This is a genomic window from Bacillus sp. PK3_68, from assembly GCF_003600835.1.
Taxonomy (GTDB): Bacteria; Bacillota; Bacilli; order Bacillales; family Domibacillaceae; genus Pseudobacillus.
The window spans coordinates 1,744,963-1,766,093 of sequence record NZ_NQYC01000001.1 but is presented as its reverse complement, the minus strand read 5'-3'; the positions used below and the strand labels follow the sequence as shown (position 1 = coordinate 1,766,093).

The window sequence follows — 21,131 nt, the reverse complement described above, 5'->3', positions numbered from 1 at the left end:
ACATGGCTAAAAAAATGCCGGAGATCGGGGATTACAAATATGGCTTTCGAGATAAAGACGTTTCAGTGTACCGTTCAGAACGCGGCTTGACACGTGAAATTGTTGAAGAAATCTCCAAATTAAAAGATGAGCCTGAATGGATGCTGGACTTTCGTTTGAAGTCGCTTGAGCATTTTTACAATATGCCTATGCCACAATGGGGTGGAGATTTATCCGCTTTAAACTTTGACGAAATCAACTACTACGTAAAACCTTCTGAACGGGCAGAACGTTCATGGGATGAAGTGCCGGAAGAAATTAAACAAACGTTTGATAAGCTTGGTATTCCGGAAGCGGAGCAAAAGTACCTCGCAGGTGTTTCTGCTCAATATGAATCCGAAGTAGTGTATCACAACATGAAGGAAGACTTAGAATCACTTGGGATCGTCTTTAAAGATACAGATTCTGCATTAAAAGAAAACGAAGAGATTTTCCGCAAATACTGGGCGACAGTCATTCCGCCAACTGATAATAAATTTGCGGCATTGAATTCTGCTGTATGGTCAGGCGGTTCATTCATCTATGTACCACCAGGCGTGAAGGTAGATACACCGCTGCAAGCCTATTTCCGAATTAATTCTGAAAACATGGGGCAATTTGAGCGTACGCTAATCATCGCTGACGAAGGGTCTTCTGTTCACTATGTAGAAGGATGTACAGCACCGGTTTATACAACAAATTCTTTGCATAGTGCGGTGGTCGAAATTGTCATCCGCAAAGACGCCTATTGCCGTTATACAACTATTCAAAACTGGGCTAATAACGTATATAACCTTGTAACAAAGCGTGCGGTATGTGAAGAGAATGCAACTATGGAATGGATCGATGGAAATATCGGTTCAAAATTAACAATGAAATATCCAGCGGTTATTTTAAAAGGCGAAGGCGCACGTGGTTTGACGTTGTCCATTGCTATTGCCGGCAAAGGACAGCATCAGGATGCAGGTGCCAAAATGATTCATTTAGCGCCAAACACGTCCTCTACAATCGTGTCAAAATCAATCTCAAAGCACGGTGGAAAGGTCACATACCGCGGTGTTGTCCATTTTGGCCGCAAAGCCGAGGGGGCACGCTCTAACATTGAGTGTGATACACTTATTATGGATAACCAGTCGACATCGGATACAATTCCTTACAATGAAATTTTGAACGACAACATTTCACTTGAGCATGAAGCAAAAGTGTCAAAAGTGTCTGAGGAACAATTGTTCTACTTAATGAGTCGTGGCGTTTCAGAGGAAGAAGCGACAGAAATGATCGTTATGGGCTTCATTGAGCCGTTTACAAAAGAACTTCCAATGGAATATGCGGTTGAGATGAACCGTCTGATTAAATTCGAAATGGAAGGTTCAATAGGATAACATATAAGAAACCCCTGCCACATCAGCGGGGACTGACCCCATAAAGTGAGACAAATAAAAAAACACCTTTAAGTTGAAAACGGGTATGGAATACTCGAAAGTAACTTGGAGGTGTTTTTCTATGGGTACAAGAGTCAGTTATCCAGCGGAAGTAAAAATGAAGGCTGTAAAAATGAGATTGTCTGGGGTGCCGGTTAAAGAAGTCTTGAAGGAATTAAACATTCGAAATAAGACACAACTTAAAACATGGATGAAATGGTATAAAGCAGGAGAGTTTCATCGATTTGAACAGCCAGTAGGCAAGCAGTATTCCTTTGGAAAAGGGACTGAGCATGAAAGTGAAGCGGAGAAGTTGAAGGCAGAAAATCGGTATCTGAAACAACAGATTGAAGTACTAAAAAAGTACAAAGAATTGGAGAGGAAGTGGTCCCAGAAACAGCCGTAGAATTAGTGAAAGAACTCAAAACCAGCATGCCCGTCAGGGAAATATGCCGGCATCTTGGCATTGCTAGATCCACTTATTATCGCTGGAAGAGCAGGAGCCGGGAAGAAACATCCAGGCAGATTGTTGAACGAAAAATCGGCACGTTGTGCCGGGATCATAAGTTTCGATACGGTTATCGTAAAATCACAGCCTTATTAAAACGAGAGATGTCTATTAACCATAAAGCGGTACAGCGTGTGATGCAAAAGTATGGCTGGCAATGCCGGGTAAAGGTGAAGAAACGCAAACGAACAGGACAGCCCTGTCATATTTCCGATAATCTGTTAAAAGGAGATTTCCAGGCAAATCAGCCTCTTCAAAAGCTCGTCACAGATATTACATACTTGCCTTTTGGCCAGAAACAGCTGTATCTTTCAAGTATCCAGGATTTATTTAACGGCGAAATCATTGCCTATTCTATAGGAAGCTGCCAAAACACAGATTTCGTGCTGCATACGCTGACCCAGCTGCCCCCTCTCCCCAAAGGGTGTATCTTGCACAGTGACCAAGGATCTGTTTACACATCTTATGCTTATCAACAGGCAGTCAAAGGAAAAGGCATTACCATGAGTATGTCCCGGAAAGGGACACCCTCTGATAATGCCTCCATCGAATCGTTTCATTCCTCGCTAAAGTCTGAAACGTTCTATCTCGACGAGTTGAGAAGCACTACGACGGCCATCGTAGTGCAAACTGTCGAAAACTATATTCACTATTATAACCATATCCGTATTCAAGCGAAACTAAACAACCAGCCACCGGTCAAGTATCGGCAGCTGGCTGCTTAAAGGTGTTTTGACCCCTGTCTCAAAAATAGGGGTCAGTCCCCCGCGTTGTGGCGGGGGTTTTTTGTCCTCTCCTTCTTTTGTGTCACAAGTCATTCAGCTTAGCTTGCTTGAATCAATCAGGTGCTTTTTTATCGATTATGTAGTAAGCATCTTATTCAGTAGTGTATTCGCAGAGCATTTAGTAATGATATGATTCACAATTTGTGGAATTCAGGTGTTATGCTATTGTATATATCAAAAGGAGTAGTGAGATGATACACGTTTTATATATTGAAGATGAGGTTGAAATTGCAGATTGGCTAAAACAAGCGCTGATACAAGCGGGCTTCAATGTACACGCTTATCGTTCTTTTGAAACATATGAGGAAAGTAAAGATAAATTTGTGCCAGACGTCGCGATATTAGATATTATGCTACCAGGGTTGGACGGTTTTTCAATTGCACGAAAATTAAAGCGTGAATATGAAGGAATTCCAATTTTAATGCTTTCAGCGCGTTCGATGTTAGATGATAAGCTAGAAGGCTTGAGTATAGCAGATGATTATGTGACAAAGCCTTTCCAGGCAGAAGAAATTATTGCGCGTATACAAGTTTTACTACGCCGTTTTAATAAAACGGACGAAACGATTCGATTAAAACATATTGAAATCCGTACTAAAGATTTTACTGTACATAATAGAGAGTCGGGTGCAGAGATATTATTGACACAGACACAATATGGTTTACTGCGCTATTTTATTACGCATCTTAATCAAATTTTAACAAAGGAACAGCTGTATGAAGCAGTATGGCAAGAGACTTACATCGATGGCGATAAAACGCTAATGGTTCATATTCGTTATTTACGTGAAAAGATTGAGCAAGATCCATCACAACCTCAAATTATTGAAACCGTAAGGGGCATTGGTTATCGGGTGAGAGCATGAAAAAGGTTTGGCATTCATTGCTTACAAAATACATTGTTTTAATTCTTATAGCTTTAGGTTTTTTGCAGCTTGTTGTGATATTGTACATGGTCGGTATAAACTTCGAACGTTTAGTCTCAAAAGTGCCTACTATAGAAGAGATTGAAGAAAGATGGACTGAAGATGTATATGAGGCTACTACAGATGATGTGGATGGAATTGTTCAAGATTGGCATACCCAATACTCTCAAGCTAGCTTTTTTTATGTGAATTCTAATGGCAAGCTTGTGAAAAAATGGTACATTCATGCTGCTTCGAAAATACCTGAACACTGGGACACGGTAACGACTACACGCTTTATCCAATCGCATTATGGCAGCCCAACTTTCACTGTTATCCGTTTCGTAGGTAACAAGGATGCAAATGGATTTTTAGTATTACAAATTGAGCGTGACACATTAGAGCCTGCTAAAATGGAATCCGGTTTTTTATACATCGCCTTTTTATTAATGTTTGCTTTTTTAGGTATTTCGTTGTTGTTTTTTATGCGTATTTTAAAGCGTTTAGTCAACTTAGAAGAGGCTATGACAATTCGTGAGATGGATGGTTTGCCCATTCGCACAGAAGTGAAGAAAAAAGACGAAATCGGAGCTGTTGAACAAGCCTTTAACAATATGGTTGACGAACTTCGAGAAGCTAAAAAGCGAGAGCTGGAAGAAGAGCAATTACGTCGAGAATTGATTGCAAATTTATCACATGACTTAAAAACACCACTGACCAAAATGCGTGCACAATTACAAAATGTATCCGCTGATCAGGCACAGCATTTAGATCATTCTATTAGCATGATGAGCCACTTAATCGAGAACTTAATGTCTTATTCATTACTCACGGCTAATAAGATGCGCTATCATGCTAAAGACGCGCGCATCGACCGCCTTGTGAATCAAAGTATTGCATCGTGGTATCCGTTGTTTGAAGAACAAGGTTTTGAGGTGGAGTTAGAAGTTGAAGAGCTGTCATGGCATATTGATAAATTATGGCTTGAACGTATATTGGATAATTTATTACAAAATGTGCTGCGCCACGCAAATGAGGGCAAGTTTATTCGAGTTGTGGTGCAGAATAATCAAATTATGGTTAGAGATAAAGGGCAAGGCTTTGTGGATCATGCTCATACGAAAGGAGCCGGAATTGGGCTTTCCATCGTTGAGTTAATGGCTGAGAAAATGAACTTATCCTTGGTTATTGATAATACGGCTTACGGTACGACTGTTCAATTATACCCAAAAGATTAAAAAGCGTAGCCGAGATACTCGGCTACGCTTTTTAAACGAATTTTAAACAAACTTAACCTTTGCTTTAAACTCCAGCACTTAAAGTTAAAAGTGAGGTGAATGAGATGACTTACATCGTTAAAACAAAAAACTTAACTAAGAAATTTGATAAACATACAGCTGTTTCAAACGTTGATTTAAAAATTAAAGAAGGCGAAATTTATGGATTTCTAGGTCCGAATGGAGCAGGGAAGTCAACGACTATACGCATGTTGTTAGGCTTAATGAAACCAACAGCTGGCGAAATTCAAATTTTTAACCAAGATCTAAAAAAGCATCGAAAGAAAATTTTGCAACAGGTTGGTTCATTAGTTGAAAATCCATCATACTACCCCCATTTAACAGCAAAAGAAAATTTAGAGGTTTTACGTAAGGTTCTACAAGTACCTGAAGAACGCATTGCTCATGTATTGGAGATGGTGCGATTAAGTCATGTAGCAGATAAAAAGGTAAAAGGTTTTTCGCTTGGCATGAAACAACGTTTAGGGATTGCCCAAGCTTTATTGCATGAACCCAAGTTATTAATTTTAGATGAGCCTACAAATGGATTAGATCCAGAAGGCATTATTGAAATGCGTACGCTTATTAAAGACTTGGCAAAGGAAGGGAAAACGATTATTATTTCGAGTCACTTGCTTTCAGAGATCGACCAAATAGCCACGACTATTGGTGTGATTGCTAAAGGGAAAATCATTTATCAAGATGATATTCAAACGATGCGCACTTTAGCAAAGCATCGTTTACGTATGCGTGTAAGCGATGTACAAAAAGCGCAGCAAGCTGTGGGCGGAGAAGTAGAAGGAAAATGGTTATACTGTGAGTCCTTCGCTGATGATGAGGTGGCATGGGCTGTTCAAAAACTAATCGAACAAAATGTTGCCATTTACCGTATAGAAGAAGAGCAGCGCTCATTAGAGGACATTTTCCTTCGTATGATAGAGGAGGCATCTTTAGCATGATGACGTTAATGCAGGCAGAGTTTGCCAAGATAAAACGCAAAGGGTTTTTAATTCTATCATTTCTTGGCGGATTTGGTGTTGTGGCTTTGCAAATGGTGAATTACGGTGTGCGCAAAGAATGGCTAATGGAACAAAACCAGGACCATTGGGGTTATTACTTAATGAATGTTCAAGGGTTCATTCCTCTTGCTATCGTACTTGGCAGCGTCATATTGGCGGTGCAAATTGCCGGAGTTGAAGAGGAAACCAATGCCTGGAAGCAACAATTGGCCTTGCCATTATCCAAAAAAAAGTTATATGCTGCCAAATTCTTTGTGGTATTGAGTTACCTCATACTAGCTTCCGTACTATTAATGATTTTCACACTTATCTATGGCATGGTTTTAAATTTTGATCAAGCTATTCCATATGAAGCAATAGCTAGGCAAAGTATATTGCCTGTGTTAGCCGTTTTGCCGATTGTTGCAGTGCAATTATGGATTTCTGTTGTTAGTAAGTCCCAATCAGTTGCGATTACTACAGGAATTGTGCAATTTTTACTGACCTATTCTGCTTTCTCATTACCTGATTGGATGCCTTGGAAATGGATTAACTTATTGAACCCAACTTGGAACGTAGGATTAGGTATTAGTGTGGGAGGGGTTGTTTTTCTTATGGGCATGTATGACTTTTATCGAAAGGATGCGAAGTAAATGTTTTTCTCATTATTACAAGCGGAATGGTATAAGCTAAAACGCAATAACATTTACGCGCTACTTGTTATCGGTCCGCTTCTCACATTATTTATAGGCGCTGCGAACCCTATGACAGAGCAGATGAAAGGCATAAATCCATGGCATGGCTTATTTTTATTTATGAACTTGCCATATGCTTTATTATTTTTGCCCTTAATCACAGGCGTGTTAGCAGGTATCATTTGTCGCTACGAGCATCAAGCAGGTGGCTGGAAACAGCTCGTAGCATTACCTGTGACACGTTCGCAAATTTATTTGGCCAAATTTGTTTTAAACGCTATGCTAGTCTTAGTGATTCAACTAATTTATGGTGTGGTGGTGTATATTGCAGGTACTATGAATGGATTTGAGGAAAGCTTTCCGTTCGTCGTAATTATAAAGTTCATTTTAGGTGGCTGGTTGGCTACATTTCCGATGATCGCATTACAACTTTGGGCAGCTATGCATTGGCGAAGTTTTGCCGTAGCCTTTACGTTAAATGTTATTTTTACATTGCCAAGTATTTTAGCCATCAATTCAGAACGCTTTGGTCCTTATTATCCATGGTCACAGCCATTCTTTATGATGTATATGGAAGACAGCATGTCAGGGCTCTTCTTCGTTCCGATAAGCCAAGTGCTTCTTGTAACAGGCGGTAGCTTTATCGTGTTTTTATTATTAGGTTTGATGAGCTTTAAGCATAAAGCGATTTAAAGGGGAGGAGGAAGTTAATTTCCTTCTCACTTTTTTATGAAGAGTCAGCATATAACCTATAAGCTTAATATTTTAGACAATGATAATCCCTACATTGATTTCTATGATTAGAAGCTATCCGATAGTAGCGACAGCTTTGATTCCTCATGTATGCCTAAATAGTTTATGTTAATATCTTGTTCATTCGTAAGGTGATTTTGTAAAGTGTTGGATCTGTCGATATTTTTAGTGGATTCTATTTGATTGTTTTATTCAAATTAGTTACATTCAAAATGGAAGGTTCAATCGGTTAATTTTTCGTCTGAAGAGGCAGCTCAAGAGCTGCTTTTTTCTATGGTCCAAAAACAAGTTGACATAGAGAAAGAGGATTGAGAAAAGATTGGTTCTTTAAAGGAATAGCGGTTATGTTAGTTTTCAGTTATAAGTGGATAATAAGTAAAGAACAATGATGATATGCTAAAATAAGAGAGAGGTGGATGTCGATGTTATATGTAGGTGTAACCGGCTGGGGGGACCATGACACGCTTTATAAAAGCGGCATTGCTTCCCGGGATAAGCTGAAGGAATATGGCGCTCACTTTCCAACTGTTGAAGTGGATGCCAGTTTTTACGCAGTACAGCCGCTGCGCAATATGCAAAAATGGGTGGATGAAACCCCGGAGAGTTTTCAATTTGTCGTCAAAGCTTACCAAGGCATGACAGGGCATGAGCGGGGAGAGATTCCATTTGAATCAAAGGAAGAGATGTTTAAGGCGTTTATCGAGTCGCTTGCGCCGATGAAACAAGCGGGAAAGCTCGCGATGGTGTTGTTCCAGTTCCCGCCATGGTTTGATTGTCAGCGTAAGAACGTGGAGTACTTACGTTACTGTAAGGAATTAATGGGAGATTTGCCCCTCGCCGTTGAGTTTCGTCACCAATCGTGGTATTCGCCGGATTTTCTAGAAAAGACAATTACTTTTTTAAAGAATGAAAGGTGGATTCATACCGTTTGTGATGAACCGCAGGCGGGAGAAGGATCGGTGCCGCTTGTTTTGCGTGCGACTGATGCGGAAAAAACACTTGTGCGTTTGCACGGTCGGAATAAACAGGGGTGGCAAAAGCAAGGAAATAAAAATTGGCGCGACGTGCGTTATTTATACCGCTATAATGAAGAGGAATTACATCAGTGGGTGGGTTTTACAAAAGAACTTCAAAAGCAAAGTAAACAGGTCTACATGCTTTTTAATAACAATTCCGGCGGAGATGCCGCTGATAATGCTAAGCAGTTTATTCAGCTAGCTGGCTTAACGTATGAGAATCTGGCCTCACGCCAGCTTGATCTATTTTAAGGAGGGCTCCAAATGGAGTGGATTATTCTTCTGGCCATTGGTTTTGCAGCCGGTTCACTTGGGGCACTTGCGGGGATTGGAGGAGGCATAATTATCGTTCCATCCCTTCTTTTTTTTAGCGCGTCGACTGCATGGTTCTCTCAGATTTCTCCGCAGCAGGCGGTCGGAATATCGCTTGTCGTCATGATCTTTACAGGGTTGTCTTCAACGCTTGCTTACATGAAATATAAAACGGTTGATTATAAAAGCGGCCTGCTTTTTTTTATTGGAAGTGGACCTGGCGGAATTGTCGGTGCCTTTGTCAACAAAGCGTTAAGCACCCATTCTTTTTACATTTATTTTGGTGCCTTTATGATTATCATGGCGATCATTTTACTCTTTCGCTCTAAAATAAAGCCGCTTCCCGCCAAGTTGAGAGGTGGTATTACCCGTGAATTCACTGAAAGAAGCGGCAAGGTTTATACATATCGCTTTCAACCGCTTACCGCTATCTTTATTGCTTTTTTTGTTGGCTTTTTTTCAGGGATTTTTGGGATCGGCGGAGGCGCATTAATGGTACCGGCAATGATCCTATTGTTCGCGTTTCCTCCGCATGTAGCGGTGGCAACCTCGATGTTTATGATTTTCTTATCGGCGATGGTTAGCTCCATTACACATGTAGTATTAGGTAATGTAATTTGGCTGTATGCTGCATTGATTGTACCTGGTGCCTGGATTGGAGCCAAACTGGGGGCGTTTCTAAATACGAGAATGCAATCCAATGCTCTAGTAATGGTTCTGCGGATTATTTTAATTATCACGGGTATTCGCTTAATGTATGAAGGGATCGCATAACGAGGCGGAGGTGGGAGTTTGAAGGAAACGATTCACATTTATCACACGAATGATCTTCATAGCCATTTTGAGAATTGGCCGCGAATCCGCCGCTTTTTGCAGGAACGGAGAAAATGGCATGAAGAGGCAGGGGAAAGTGTCCTTATCTTCGATATTGGCGATCATGTTGACCGGTCACACCCGATGACAGAGGGATCGCTCGGGAAAAGAAATATCGAGCTGTTGAACGAAGCGGGATATGACGCTGTAACGATTGGGAACAACGAGGGAATTACCTTGCCAAAAGAAGGGCTCGATATTTTATATGAGGAAGCCCGCTTTCCAGTCGTGCTCGCTAATCTTTATGATGATAACGGTGAACGGCCTCAATGGGCGCAGCCTTTTGATGTTCTTCATCTGTCTAATGGGATGACCTTGGGGCTTACCGGAGCCACTGCCTTCTTCTCAGGAGCATATGAACAGCTTGGCTGGAAGTTGACCCAGCCTATTCCTGAATTGAAGCAACAAGTGCTTGAACTGAGCAAGAAAGCGGATATTATTGTCATCCTTTCTCATTTAGGTATTTATGAAGATGAAAAAATTGCTCATAATCTTCCAGAAGTGGATGTGGTGCTTGGAGCTCATACTCATCATTTGCTTCATGAAGGCAAAAGGATGGAGAACACACTGCTTGCCGCAGCTGGTCGATTTGGTTATTATGTGGGGCACGTTATGCTTCAAGTAGACATGGAAAAAAAGCAAATTCTTGAAAAGAAAGCACGTGTATATAGCACAGCAGAAGAATTGCCGGCACCAATCAATGAACAGCAGGAGATAGAGGGGTATGAACAAGAGGGGAAGAGAGCGCTCAGTCAACCGGTTATCTCTTTACCGGCTCCGTTAACGAGTGATTGGTTTGCTCCATCAGAGCTTCCCCAGCTGCTTTGTGAGGCGCTTAGGGAATGGTGCAAGGCAGACGGAGCATTGTTAAATGCTGGTCTCTTTCTTGGTGGCCTCCAGGCTGGTACCGTCACGAAATATGATATTCACCGAATGCTCCCCCATCCGATTAATCCTTGTATTATTGAAATTTCAGGAGCAGAGTTAAAGGAAGTACTCAAGCAGACAACGGATGAGAAATGGCCTCATCTGCCGATCAAGGGACTGGGCTTTAGAGGAAAAGTAATGGGACGGTTTGTATATGATCACTTAAGCGTGGATATGGAGCGCTACAGCTTTAAGATTAATCAGGAAGACATCGTGGATAGTAAGCAATATAAGATCGCCACATTGGATATGTTTGCCTACGGACAATTTTTCCCTGAACTGTACCGGTCACCGAATAAAAAACATTTTATGCCAGAGTTTCTGCGGGACGTCATGGAATGGAAATTGCTCCACTACGGTTTTCACGGCAAGGAATGAAACTTTGTTGCATGATCCTTCCTTTTTTTAGCATAGATTAGCTAAGAAGGAGGGATTTTTTTGGCTGCACAAAAAAGGTGGAGATCGAAAAGAGGGCCGCTCCCTCTTCGCTATGTATTCTTAATTACACTTGTTTTATTTACTTTTTCAACAGCTGCAAGTTTGTGGATCATCAATAAAAATGTAAAACCAACTTTAATTGGTTATGCTCATGCAGAAACAAAAAAATTGCTGCTATGGTCATTAATAAAGCAATTAACAAAAAGGTCGCCAGTGTAATGGACATTAATGACATTATTGAAAGCGATCCGAAAAACCCTTCGATGACAAAGCTAAATGCGAAAATTATTAACAGGGTGATGGCTGAAACAACCAACCTCGTTCAACTAAATTTAAAGGAGGCAGAGCGGGGCAATTTGCAAGCGCTGGAGATTTTATCTGATGTGGAAATTGAAACTGATCAAACAAATCGCACCGATGGGATTGTCTACTATGTTCCTCTTGGTCAAGTGACAAACAATGTTCTGCTTGGCAACTTGGGACCTAAAATCCCCATTCGCTTTCATGCTATCGGTGAGGTAACATCAAATGTCAAATCGAATGTAAAGCCATATGGCATTAACAATGCATATGTAGAAGTGTTTATTGAAGTAGAGGTAAATGTACAAATTATTGTTCCATTCGCTACTGAGATGACAACAGTTGTACAGGATATACCGGTCGCTATGGGAATTGTCCCTGGTGAGGTACCGGATTTCTATAATGGCGGCGGCGGAATGTCTCCTTCTATTGAATTGCCTTCAAAGAAGAAATAAACTGCTGAGCTGTAAGAAAGAGATATTTTTCTCTCCTACGTGTAGAAAGTGATCAGTCAAGGCGATCTTAAAACCGGCTCCTTCATCAGGAGCCGGCTCTTTCCCATTGCCTCAAGTGAGGATAAGGATCAAAGGACCATTCCGTACGTCCATTGTCCTTATACATTCCATAATGAAGATGTGGGGGGAATTTTCCTGAGGTACCAGGAGGTCCATATCCGGTGCTTCCCACTCCACCGATCACGGTGCCGGGTTTAACGATTTTACCCAGTGTTAAGTCTTTAGCAAAGCCATTTAAATGTGCGTAGTAATGATACGTATTGTTGATGTCCCGAATGCCGACCCGCCAGCCTCCGTAACGGTTCCACCCTTTCATTTCAACAATTCCGTAAGAAGTAGAACGGACAGGGACACCATAATCGGCAAAAATGTCTGTTCCTTCATGAATGCGGCGCCCTCCCCAGCCGCGTGCGTCTCCCCATGTATTCTTAAAAGTGTAATTAAAACGGCGGGGAAGAGGAAAGGCCTTTTCTTGCAGATCAAGCTTTCCAAACTCTTTATACATTTTAGCGTTGCCGGTGATGATGCTAACTGCTTTGTCACGTCCATAATAGCGCCAGAGAGCAATTTTGATATTATCGTGATCCGTTCCATAGGTAAGGAGATAACGCCCAATTGCAGCAAGTACATCCTCGCCATTTAGGCGATCGGCTTTCTGATCGCCATCTCCGTCTACACCTAGTCCTTGAAAAACTGCAATAGTGCCGGGATTCTTATCCTTTTGATTAGGGTTTAGTGGACCAGCCCATTTGCTCTCGGGTATATGAATAGAGATAGTGCCCGGTTCAGGCAAATCTTTGCGGACAAATCGTAAATTTCTTTCGTATTGGTCCATGCCGGCAAAATAATACCATGGAATAGCAGTAGCTGCTTCCATTTTTTTAAACAATTCCATCCGTTTTTGATACATCTGCTCGTCTTTTTTATTATCAGCTGCTTCGGCAGGAAACGCAGTTAAAATGAAAGTAATAAATAAAAGCCAAATCAATTTTTGCAATGAAATTCTCTCCCTTTTAGCGTTCTTTCTTTATTTTGTGAAATTACGATTGTTTCATACAGAAAAGTGTCTGAAAAACATGAAAAGGACAAGAATTGTGTTAGAATATGGACTATGATACAGTGGCTACAGGATTGTTTTTCTTCAGGAAAGAAGCTATTGTTCAAAGCAGAATGATGGGAGATGAAGGAATGAGCAAGAAAGAAGAACATTTACGCAAACCGGATTGGTTAAAAATAAAATTGAATACAAATGAAAACTATACAGGCCTGAAAAAAATGATGCGGGAGAAAAACCTTCATACGGTGTGTGAAGAAGCAAAATGCCCTAATATTCATGAATGCTGGGCAGTACGCCGAACCGCTACTTTCATGATTCTTGGTGATGTATGTACGCGCGCCTGCCGCTTCTGTGCCGTGAAAACAGGCTTACCGACTGAATTGGATTGGGCAGAACCGGAACGGGTTGCGGACTCTGTTGAATTGATGAATTTAAAACACGTAGTAGTCACTGCGGTTGCCCGCGATGATTTAAAAGATGGTGGGGCAGCTGTGTTTGCAGAAACTGTACGGGCGATCCGCCGCAAAAATCCATTTACTTCTATTGAGGTGCTTCCTTCTGATATGGGAGGAATAGAAGAAAATTTGAAAATGCTCATGGATGCACGTCCAGATATTCTCAACCATAATATTGAGACAGTAAAGCGCTTGACACCGAGAGTGCGTGCGCGTGCTACATATGAGCGTTCGCTTGAATTTTTGCGAAGAGCCAAAGAAATGCAGCCTGATATTCCAACGAAATCCAGCATTATGCTTGGCCTTGGAGAGACAAAAGAAGAAATCATGGAAGCGATGGACGATCTTCGAGCAAACAACGTAGATATCGTTACGCTGGGGCAATACCTGCAGCCTTCTAAGAAGCATTTAAAAGTCCAGAAATATTACCACCCAGATGAATTTGCGGAGCTCCGTGAGATTGCCATGAAAAAAGGCTTCAGCCATTGTGAAGCTGGTCCACTTGTTCGCTCTTCGTATCATGCGGATGAACAGGTAAACTCAGCAGCCAAAGCGAAGCAAGAACTTGGCGAAAAAGAAACACTTGAAGCATAAACCGAAATGGTAGAGGCTTTGTTCAGCGTCTGCTGTCAAAGAGTAGCATAAAAAAGGAAGCACCCGGTCTCTTATAAGTATCGAAGGACGATGCAAAAAAGAGAAACCGGGTGTTTTTAGTTGTGATAAACGGTGTAGTTAGCTTCCCCCGTTGGTAAAAGGGTTAGCTCTGCCAGGTGTATGATCTAATGCCCCATCTTGATCATCCGGACCAGTTGTCCAGTTTGTTCCTGGTGTGCCTGTTGTTTGTGGCGTGCCCGTGTTTTGTGGATTTCTGTTTGTACCGCCTGTTCCGTTCATTCCGTTATTTTGGTTCATCTGAGTGTTTTGATTGTTGTTTTTTTCTGTTTTTTGGTAGCCTTGAGGTGATCTTTGTTTCATCAATTTAACTGTACGACCGACAGAATCACGCGCTACAGCCATTCCACCATTTGTTTGTGCAATGTTTTCGATATCACGGCGTAGGTCAGTATCGTCAGTAAGATACACATGGTACCAACGCGGTACGACACTTAATGCTGTTCTCTTTACTTGCTCTGCCACTTCTCTGCGGTCTTTATCTTCTTTCGCATTTGTATCATAAGCGACCAAAACTTCCTGATCTGTTACGAGCACGGAAGCGTCGTTCACTTTAGGCAGGTCAAGGCTTAATCTGCCAATCGTATCCGCTGCCCGTTCCCGGTCAAGAACATGCATATTTCGATAAGAAACTGTTTGTCCTTGAACGGTTCCTTTTTGATGACGGACATAGCCAAAGCCATCTTGGCGATTGTTTGTCATTAGGCCGCCTCTATCTGAGCGTTCATCTTTGTTATATCCGCCAATTCTGCCATCTCTTCCATTTCCAAGATCCCCATTATACATATCGTAGCGATCCCGATCATATCGATCAGCGACGTTTATCCGATTGCCGTCTCGATTGTTGTCTACGCCGGCAAGATTGTTTCCATCATTTGCATTACAAGCAGCTAGCATCAATAAACTGGAAAATCCCACAGTTAACAATGGTTTTTTCATGTTAACACCCCCTCAACACGTAGATTGCCCCTTTTTGTTCATTTTTTTCTTAGTAATTAATGGCTGATGGGCTATAATGAAGGGAGAAGGAAAGGACTGAGGAGAGATGATTTGTATCCAAAATCATTGTTATGAAGTCATTGATGAGCGGAGCAATGGATTCAATGAAGAGGTATTTAAAGAGCGTTACAGCGACATTCTAACGAAGTATGATTACATCGTAGGGGATTGGGGATACGGACAGCTTCGATTAAAGGGCTTCTATGAAGATGATAACCAAAAAGCCGCATTTGATTCAAAAATCAGTACGCTGAAAGAGTACTTATATGAATATTGTAATTTTGGCTGTGCCTATTTCGTCGTTAAAAAAATTCAAAAATAAAATCGAGCACAGAGGCTCGATTTTTTTATGTGTTATTAGGGGGGATATCCTGATATTCTCTTTCCTGGCTCTTCTCTTTGTCATCATGGGTGTCATGAGCTCCCGGAAATCGGCGTGGCATCCCTTGATGAAGAGACCTGTTTTCATAAGTGGTCGGTGTATAATATTGTTGGCCTTCCTCCCACGGGGTGGATTTATTTTCTACAGGCTCATACTTGCCACGCGGCGCTCCATAGGGACCTTCGGGCGTTTGCTCAACAGTTAAAAAGTTACGCATTTTTTCCACATTAGAAAAGTCGGTATATTCTTCTTCGTTATCTTTAAAGAACACAGTCATTACCTCCGGCTGCTTTGGTGATGAACCGCTTCAAGCACTCTGAAGCTAACTGAAGTGCTTGCGCTTACTGCTAGCATGCCCGGTCAACGCTTGTCTATGCTCTAAATGACTTCACATAAGAAGTCTCGGAGTTCAGCCGCTTCTTCTTCTGTCAAGTTGAATGCATGTTCAAGATAACCCGATTCCTCTAAATCATCTTGCCCGATAATGGCAAAGCGGCTGCCCTGGATATCCAACACGAGGCGTTTGCCAAAATAACGGTCTGTTTGGATTAAAGCGAGATCAAAACGTTGGTGTTCTCCCATAAAACTGATGTAGCGTGTTTTAGTTGATTCAGTTTCATCATAAAGAAAAAATCTTTCTGGCATAAAGCGTCACTCCTGTCTATTTGTTTCGATTGTACCATGATTCTTCTAGGACGAAGATGTGTTTTGTTCATGGATTCATGATAAAATAAAGGAGAAATTAGAGAAAGTATAGAGAAGAGGTGCCCGCGATGTATTTTGTGGATCGTGGAAAGATTGAAGAAACACTTACATTTATGGAAGCCAAGCTATCTGCATTTGCTGAACAATCCCAGTGGAAGACAGCAATCGAACAGGCTGCTCTTGAGAGAATTGCTCACACGGTTATTGAATCGATGTTAGATGTTGGCAATACGATGATCGATGGTTTTATTATGAGAGATCCCGGCAGTTACGAGGATATTATTGATATTCTAGAGGACGAGCAAGTCATTGAAAAAAAAGCGGCCGTTTCTTTAAAAGCCGTCGTTGCTTTAAGAAAAATGCTCGTTCAGCAATATACAGCTGTTGATCATCAGGAAGTGGAAAATGTGTTCAATGATCACATTTCTGCCCTTCAGCAATTTCCAGAACAAGTAAGACAATATTTAACAAATGAGTTAGGCCCAGTTTCAGCATTTAAACCGTAACAAGCAGCGCTTTCATTCTGAAAGCGTTTTTTGTACATAAGGAGGAGCAATGAAAACATATAAAGGGTATTTGATTGATTTGGATGGAACGATGTATCGAGGAGCAGAAGAGATAAAGGAAGCGAGCTCCTTTATTGACCGGTTAAAAGAGAAACGGATTCCTTATTTGTTTGTGACGAACAATTCATCGCGTACGCCAGCACAGGTGGCAGAAAAGCTGAATAGCTTTCGCATTTCCGCAACACCAGAACAAGTATTTACGGCATCTACAGCGACGGCTAATTATATGTTTGAGCAAAAACCGCAAGCCGCTGTGTATATGATTGGAGAAGAAGGGCTTCGTTCAGCTCTTTGTGAAAAAGGATTTACACTGGTTGAACACGAGCGGCCAGATTTTGTTGTCTGCGGGATTGATCGCAGCATTACCTATGAGAAGCTGGCGACCGCTTGCCTTGCTGTTAGGAACGGAGCCGGATTTATTTCGACAAACAGCGATGCGGCTATTCCTACTGAACGCGGATTGCTGCCTGGAAATGGCTCCCTCACATCCGTCATTGCTGTTTCTACGGGAACAGCCCCGACTTTTGTTGGAAAGCCTGAGGCCATTATTATGGAGCAAGCCCTTCAGGTTCTTGGTACGAAAAAAGAAGAAACACTTATGGTTGGTGATAATTATCAAACCGATATTTTGGCAGGAATCCATGCAGGGATTGATACCCTGCTCGTTCATACAGGAGTGACGAAAAAGGAACACCTCGTTCACATAAAGCAGCAGCCACGCTTTACAAGAAACAACTTAGATGAGTGGGAAATATAAGAGTCACAGCATATTTGGAGCAGTAAATGAAACAAGTTGGCTACTAATGCAACACCATGAAAAAGCATCCGGTTGAGCTTTAAGCTCAACCGGATGCTTTATTATTCTATTCGGCGTTGGCTGCTTTATGAGCCAGACGGCTAGAAGCAGCTGCGGCAATAGCACCAACAATATCGTCAAGAAATGTGTGGACCTTGCCGGTCGATTTATCATTTAAATGCTCTAAAATGCCTGGTTTTACTTTATCAATATACCCATAGTTGGTAAAACCGATTGAGCCGTAGACGTTCACAATGGCGAGTGCGAGAATTTCATCAACGCCGTACAGGCTTTCATCGCTGGCAATAATGGATTGCAGCGGTTCATCGAGTTGGCCCTGTTCCGCCAGCATATCAAGTTGGATGCCGGTTAAAATGGCATTTTGGACTTCACGCTTTTGCAAGACTTTCTCTATGTTTTCTTTACACTCTTCTATTTCCAGATCAGGATGATATTTCTTTTGTAAAAACATGACCAGATCGGCAATATCATCCACTGTTACTCCTCTTTCACCGAGCCAGCGGCGCGCTGTTTTTTCGGACATGCTCATTACTGATTTGTCTTCGAGAGTCATACAATCACCTTTTTCTCTAATATGTTAATAATGAAAGTTTTCCTTGTAATAGGAATTCCAGGTTAAGAAGCAAAACTCCTTTTTTTATAAAAAAAGTACTCTGTACCTATATACCCCTAAGCTGTGCGGACTATTCAATAAAAATGAGCAGAGAAGAGGAGGAAGGCAAATGGATGGGAAACAATTATTGATTAAACACTTTAATATAGAGGCGGAAAGGGCCTCCTTCCCAGCAGAAACGATATGTTATGAAAGTAATGGATTACTTTATCATATTATTGATGTGACTGGGAAGGAACAACAATATTTATATGAACTTCATCAAATGTCTCAACATATGCTTCGGCAAGGAGATAGGCGCACAGCTATATTTTTACGTGATCGCAATGGCCGTTTTTTAATTACAGAAGAACAGCGGGAGTTTGTCGTTTTAGTAAGTGAAAAGCCCGCTTCGATAAGAGCTTTCACTGGGAGGAGGCTGGCACATTTTCATTTAAGAGGACAATTGCTCTCCTTTCAGGTTCATTCGGCGAGCGAATTGGGGAAATGGAGAGAGGGGTGGGAACAGCGTTTAGAACGACTGGAGAAATCTATCAGCCAATTAGTAAAAGAACAGGATGATCCCTTTGCTCAGCTTATTGTTCAGTCTTTTCCTTACTACATGGGGATAACGGAAAATGCTATACAATACACAGTCGATACGGAAATAGACGAATCTCCTCAACAGTGGGATTCAGGAACGATTTGCCATACAGCATTTAGCGAACAAATATGGATGAGAGAACCTGCCGTTCATCAACCGTTTAACTGGGTGTTTGACCACCCGGCTCGTGATATAGCAGAATGGGTTCGTTCTGAATATTGGCAGGGATCTTTATTTTATCGCACCCGTTTCGTTGACTTTATTGGGCAATATCAGCAGGTTAGACCCATTACAGCTTTTACTTGGCGCCTTATTTATGCCCGACTGTTATTTCCTGTTCATTACTTTGAATGCGCGGAAAGTTACTTTGCCAAGGGGTCTTGGCACGTAAAAAAAGAAAATGAGGAAAGACTAAAAAGGTATGTAGCAAGTTCACACGAGTATGAACAATTTTTAGCTTCCTTTTATAATCGAGCAGGATTGTCTGCCAATCAGTTAAATATTCCAGCCATCACCTGGCTTCAGTAATCTTTTTGATATAAGACAGAGCATTTTTCCGAATTATGCTAAAATGAAAAAGTAAATATAAAGGAGAAAGCAGGTGGAGATTTGAAGCCGCTCGTATATGTAACCCGAAAGCTTCCAGAAGAAATTGTATCAAGACTAAAAGAGAATTACGAAGTGGATATGTGGCCAAAAGAGGATGTACAAGTGCCACGCGAGGTTTTACTGGAAAAAGTAAAAAAAGTGGATGCCCTTTTAACTGTTATCTCAGACCAGCTGGATGAAGAAATGTTCTCGGCAGGGGAAAATTTGAAAGTAGTTGCCAATATGGCTGTCGGCTACGACAACATTGATCTTGAATCTGCGAGCCGGCATGACGTAGCTATTTGCAATACACCTGATGTGTTAACGGATACCACAGCCGATTTGGCGTTTGCTTTGCTTTTGGCAACCGCTCGTCGTATGATCGAAGCGGCTGAGTTTATAAAGGAAGGCGAATGGAAAAGCTGGTCTCCCTTGCTTCTAGCAGGGACAGACGTTCATCATAAAACGATTGGCATTGTTGGCATGGGGAAGATTGGAACGGTTGTCGCCAAACGGGCAGCAGGGTTTGATATGGAGATTATTTATCATAACCGGCAGCGCCACGAAGTAGCGGAAGAAATGCTTGGTGCTCGTTATTGCTCATTCGATGAGTTGCTTGCAGAAGCAGATTTTGTCGTTTGCCTGGCTCCTTTGACGAAAGAAACAAGGGGCATGTTCCAGCGTGAACAGTTCCAAAAAATGAAGAAAGACGCTATTTTTATTAACGCCAGCCGCGGACCGATCGTTAATGAGGAGGCGTTATATGAGGCGCTGCAAGCAGGAGACATTGCTGCAGCTGGATTAGATGTATTTAATAAAGAGCCGATCAATGCTGATCATCCTCTTTTGAAATTAAAGAATGTGGTCGCCTTGCCTCATATTGGCAGCGCTACAAGAGAAACTCGAATCGCCATGATGGAAACATGCTGTGATAATCTGGACGCCATCTTTGCCGATCGGGCGCCAAAAACACTCGTCAATAAAGATTTTTTAGGTTCAAGAAAATAAGGCTAGCTGTCCTGGAGAGTTAAATGTGTGAACTGCTTTTTTTCTGACCAATACATAAAAAGCAGAGACTCCAAAAGGGGTCTCTGCTTTTTTATAATGAAGAAGTGTCAATTTGAAATCATGTATTGCGTGCTATTAAAATACTTGCTCTACTTCAACGACACCTGGAACCTCTTCTAGAAGGGCACGCTCAATCCCTGCTTTAAGAGTGATGGTGGAGCTTGGGCATGATCCACATGCACCAAGAAGGCGAAGTTTCACAATGCCATCCTCTACATCTACTAGTTCACAGTCGCCGCCATCGCGAAGCAAAAATGGGCGTAATTTATCTAATACTTCTCGTACTTGCATTTCCATTTGTTGTTCATCCACTATGATCCACTCCTTTCTCATTCTCTCTTTTATTATAATGATTATAATGAGAAAAATCCATTGATTGATAAATATTTACTAAAGAGAGGTTTTATTTTGTAGATGTACATTTTAAGCTAAAATGAAAGTAAAAAAAGGAGAGGAAAGGATTATGGAGAAGAAAGTAGAAATTACTATTTATGGAACAGATCAGCTTTGTCCGAGCTGTGTCAATCTGCCCTCTTCGAAAGAAACATATGAGTGGCTTGAAGCAGCACTTTCGAGAAAATATCCAAATCAGCCATTTACGATCAGCTATGTGGATATTCAATCGCCGCCGGATGATGAAAAGAAAAAAGCATTTGCGGAAAGAGTGAGAGAAGAAGACATGTTTTATCCGGTTGTTCTATTAGAAGACACCATCGTAGGAGAAGGAAATCCCAAATTAAAAACGATCTATCATGAAATGGAAAAGCACGGGTACAAAGCAGGGAATGGTTAAAAAGAAGATATAAGTCAGATATGACTTATATAAGTCATATCTGACTTATTAAAAGACTGTTTATTTCTAATAATAGGAGTATTGTTGCCTTT

24 protein-coding genes and 1 pseudogene are annotated in these 21,131 nt (G+C 41.5%); 19 read left to right on the top strand and 6 right to left on the bottom strand.

Translation table 11 applies throughout. The features are described 5' to 3' along the window. Positions 1-2 precede the first annotated feature (2 nt). The 12 genes from sufB to yunB all read left to right on the top strand — a co-directional run bounded on the left by sufB (position 3) and on the right by yunB (position 11,681). On the top strand, positions 3-1,400 hold the full coding sequence (gene sufB / locus CJ483_RS09265) for a Fe-S cluster assembly protein SufB (protein ID WP_120034254.1): 1,398 nt from the start codon (positions 3-5) through the stop codon (positions 1,398-1,400). A 121-nt stretch (positions 1,401-1,521) separates the two neighbouring features. Continuing rightward, a protein-coding gene (locus CJ483_RS09260; RefSeq protein ID WP_120034252.1) for an IS3 family transposase occupies positions 1,522-2,672 on the top strand; the annotation gives its coding sequence in 2 pieces (ribosomal slippage) (positions 1,522-1,795 and positions 1,795-2,672; 1,152 coding nt in all). 251 nt (positions 2,673-2,923) lie between these two features. Then, positions 2,924-3,598, top strand: coding sequence for a response regulator transcription factor (locus tag CJ483_RS09255; RefSeq protein ID WP_120034250.1), 675 nt, complete (start codon positions 2,924-2,926; stop codon positions 3,596-3,598). Then, complete coding sequence (locus tag CJ483_RS09250) at positions 3,595-4,875, top strand: sensor histidine kinase (protein WP_120034248.1); 1,281 nt, start codon at positions 3,595-3,597, stop codon at positions 4,873-4,875. Before CJ483_RS09255 ends, CJ483_RS09250 begins: the two co-directional genes overlap by 4 nt. A 104-nt stretch (positions 4,876-4,979) precedes the next feature. Beyond that, positions 4,980-5,873 (top strand): ABC transporter ATP-binding protein, encoded by an 894-nt coding sequence (locus CJ483_RS09245; RefSeq protein ID WP_120034246.1) that lies wholly within the window; start codon positions 4,980-4,982, stop codon positions 5,871-5,873. Continuing rightward, a complete protein-coding gene (locus tag CJ483_RS09240; protein ID WP_120034244.1) occupies positions 5,870-6,565 on the top strand; it encodes an ABC transporter permease in 696 nt (231 codons plus the stop codon). Before CJ483_RS09245 ends, CJ483_RS09240 begins: the two co-directional genes overlap by 4 nt. Next, complete coding sequence (locus CJ483_RS09235) at positions 6,566-7,300, top strand: ABC transporter permease (protein WP_120034242.1); 735 nt, start codon at positions 6,566-6,568, stop codon at positions 7,298-7,300. 482 nt (positions 7,301-7,782) lie between these two features. Next, positions 7,783-8,628 (top strand): DUF72 domain-containing protein, encoded by an 846-nt coding sequence (locus CJ483_RS09230; RefSeq protein ID WP_120034240.1) that lies wholly within the window; start codon positions 7,783-7,785, stop codon positions 8,626-8,628. A gap of 12 nt (positions 8,629-8,640) precedes the next feature. Beyond that, a complete protein-coding gene (locus CJ483_RS09225; protein ID WP_120034238.1) occupies positions 8,641-9,462 on the top strand; it encodes a sulfite exporter TauE/SafE family protein in 822 nt (273 codons plus the stop codon). 18 nt (positions 9,463-9,480) lie between these two features. Continuing rightward, on the top strand, positions 9,481-10,866 hold the full coding sequence (locus CJ483_RS09220) for a bifunctional metallophosphatase/5'-nucleotidase (RefSeq protein ID WP_120034236.1): 1,386 nt from the start codon (positions 9,481-9,483) through the stop codon (positions 10,864-10,866). 60 nt (positions 10,867-10,926) lie between these two features. Continuing rightward, positions 10,927-11,145 (top strand): hypothetical protein, encoded by a 219-nt coding sequence (locus CJ483_RS25475; protein WP_342753906.1) that lies wholly within the window; start codon positions 10,927-10,929, stop codon positions 11,143-11,145. Continuing rightward, a complete protein-coding gene (gene yunB, locus CJ483_RS09215; RefSeq protein WP_342753905.1) occupies positions 11,103-11,681 on the top strand; it encodes a sporulation protein YunB in 579 nt (192 codons plus the stop codon). The genes CJ483_RS25475 and yunB overlap by 43 nt, the downstream gene beginning before the upstream one ends. An 85-nt stretch (positions 11,682-11,766) precedes the next feature. Here yunB and CJ483_RS09210 read toward each other — a convergent pair whose 3' ends face one another. Then, entirely contained in the window at positions 11,767-12,729 is a 963-nt protein-coding gene (locus tag CJ483_RS09210; RefSeq protein ID WP_275064571.1) for a M23 family metallopeptidase, read from the bottom strand. A gap of 200 nt (positions 12,730-12,929) precedes the next feature. Between CJ483_RS09210 and lipA the strand changes: the two genes are divergently transcribed. Then, positions 12,930-13,847, top strand: coding sequence for a lipoyl synthase (lipA, locus tag CJ483_RS09205; RefSeq protein WP_120037891.1), 918 nt, complete (start codon positions 12,930-12,932; stop codon positions 13,845-13,847). 138 nt (positions 13,848-13,985) lie between these two features. Here lipA and CJ483_RS09200 read toward each other — a convergent pair whose 3' ends face one another. Beyond that, positions 13,986-14,864: a YhcN/YlaJ family sporulation lipoprotein gene (locus CJ483_RS09200; RefSeq protein ID WP_120034234.1), complete on the bottom strand. Its 879-nt coding sequence runs from the start codon at positions 14,862-14,864 to the stop codon at positions 13,986-13,988. Positions 14,865-14,970: 106 nt separating this feature from the next. On the opposite strand from CJ483_RS09200, the gene CJ483_RS09195 reads away from it, so the two are divergent. Then, the gene (locus CJ483_RS09195; RefSeq protein ID WP_120034232.1) at positions 14,971-15,246 is read left to right on the top strand and encodes a YutD family protein; all 276 of its coding nucleotides are present in this window, start codon (positions 14,971-14,973) and stop codon (positions 15,244-15,246) included. A 25-nt stretch (positions 15,247-15,271) separates the two neighbouring features. Here CJ483_RS09195 and CJ483_RS09190 read toward each other — a convergent pair whose 3' ends face one another. Together CJ483_RS09190 and CJ483_RS09185 are read right to left on the bottom strand one after the other, a co-directional pair. Next, entirely contained in the window at positions 15,272-15,523 is a 252-nt protein-coding gene (locus CJ483_RS09190) for a hypothetical protein (protein WP_406910022.1), read from the bottom strand. A gap of 161 nt (positions 15,524-15,684) precedes the next feature. Further along, positions 15,685-15,951, bottom strand: coding sequence for a DUF3055 domain-containing protein (locus CJ483_RS09185; protein WP_120034228.1), 267 nt, complete (start codon positions 15,949-15,951; stop codon positions 15,685-15,687). A gap of 128 nt (positions 15,952-16,079) precedes the next feature. On the opposite strand from CJ483_RS09185, the gene hepT reads away from it, so the two are divergent. Both hepT and CJ483_RS09175 read left to right on the top strand, forming a co-directional pair. Beyond that, on the top strand, positions 16,080-16,517 hold the full coding sequence (gene hepT / locus CJ483_RS09180) for a type VII toxin-antitoxin system HepT family RNase toxin (RefSeq protein ID WP_120034226.1): 438 nt from the start codon (positions 16,080-16,082) through the stop codon (positions 16,515-16,517). A 49-nt stretch (positions 16,518-16,566) separates the two neighbouring features. Further along, complete coding sequence (locus CJ483_RS09175) at positions 16,567-17,334, top strand: TIGR01457 family HAD-type hydrolase (protein ID WP_120034224.1); 768 nt, start codon at positions 16,567-16,569, stop codon at positions 17,332-17,334. A gap of 106 nt (positions 17,335-17,440) precedes the next feature. Here CJ483_RS09175 and CJ483_RS09170 read toward each other — a convergent pair whose 3' ends face one another. Continuing rightward, positions 17,441-17,947, bottom strand: a complete 507-nt coding sequence (locus CJ483_RS09170) for a phosphatidylglycerophosphatase A family protein (protein WP_120034222.1) — start codon at positions 17,945-17,947, stop codon at positions 17,441-17,443. A 169-nt stretch (positions 17,948-18,116) separates the two neighbouring features. Here CJ483_RS09170 and yutH point away from each other — a divergent pair, with 169 nt between their 5' ends. Both yutH and CJ483_RS09160 read left to right on the top strand, forming a co-directional pair. Continuing rightward, complete coding sequence (gene yutH / locus CJ483_RS09165) at positions 18,117-19,118, top strand: spore coat putative kinase YutH (protein ID WP_120034220.1); 1,002 nt, start codon at positions 18,117-18,119, stop codon at positions 19,116-19,118. An 81-nt stretch (positions 19,119-19,199) separates the two neighbouring features. Continuing rightward, positions 19,200-20,186: a 2-hydroxyacid dehydrogenase gene (locus CJ483_RS09160; protein ID WP_120034218.1), complete on the top strand. Its 987-nt coding sequence runs from the start codon at positions 19,200-19,202 to the stop codon at positions 20,184-20,186. Positions 20,187-20,321: 135 nt separating this feature from the next. Here the strand turns inward: CJ483_RS09160 and CJ483_RS09155 are convergent. Then, positions 20,322-20,619, bottom strand: a pseudogene (locus tag CJ483_RS09155) (NifU family protein). Between the two features lie 90 nt (positions 20,620-20,709). On the opposite strand from CJ483_RS09155, the gene CJ483_RS09150 reads away from it, so the two are divergent. Next, a complete protein-coding gene (locus CJ483_RS09150; RefSeq protein WP_120037889.1) occupies positions 20,710-21,039 on the top strand; it encodes a YuzD family protein in 330 nt (109 codons plus the stop codon). The last annotated feature ends 92 nt before the right edge of the window (positions 21,040-21,131 follow it).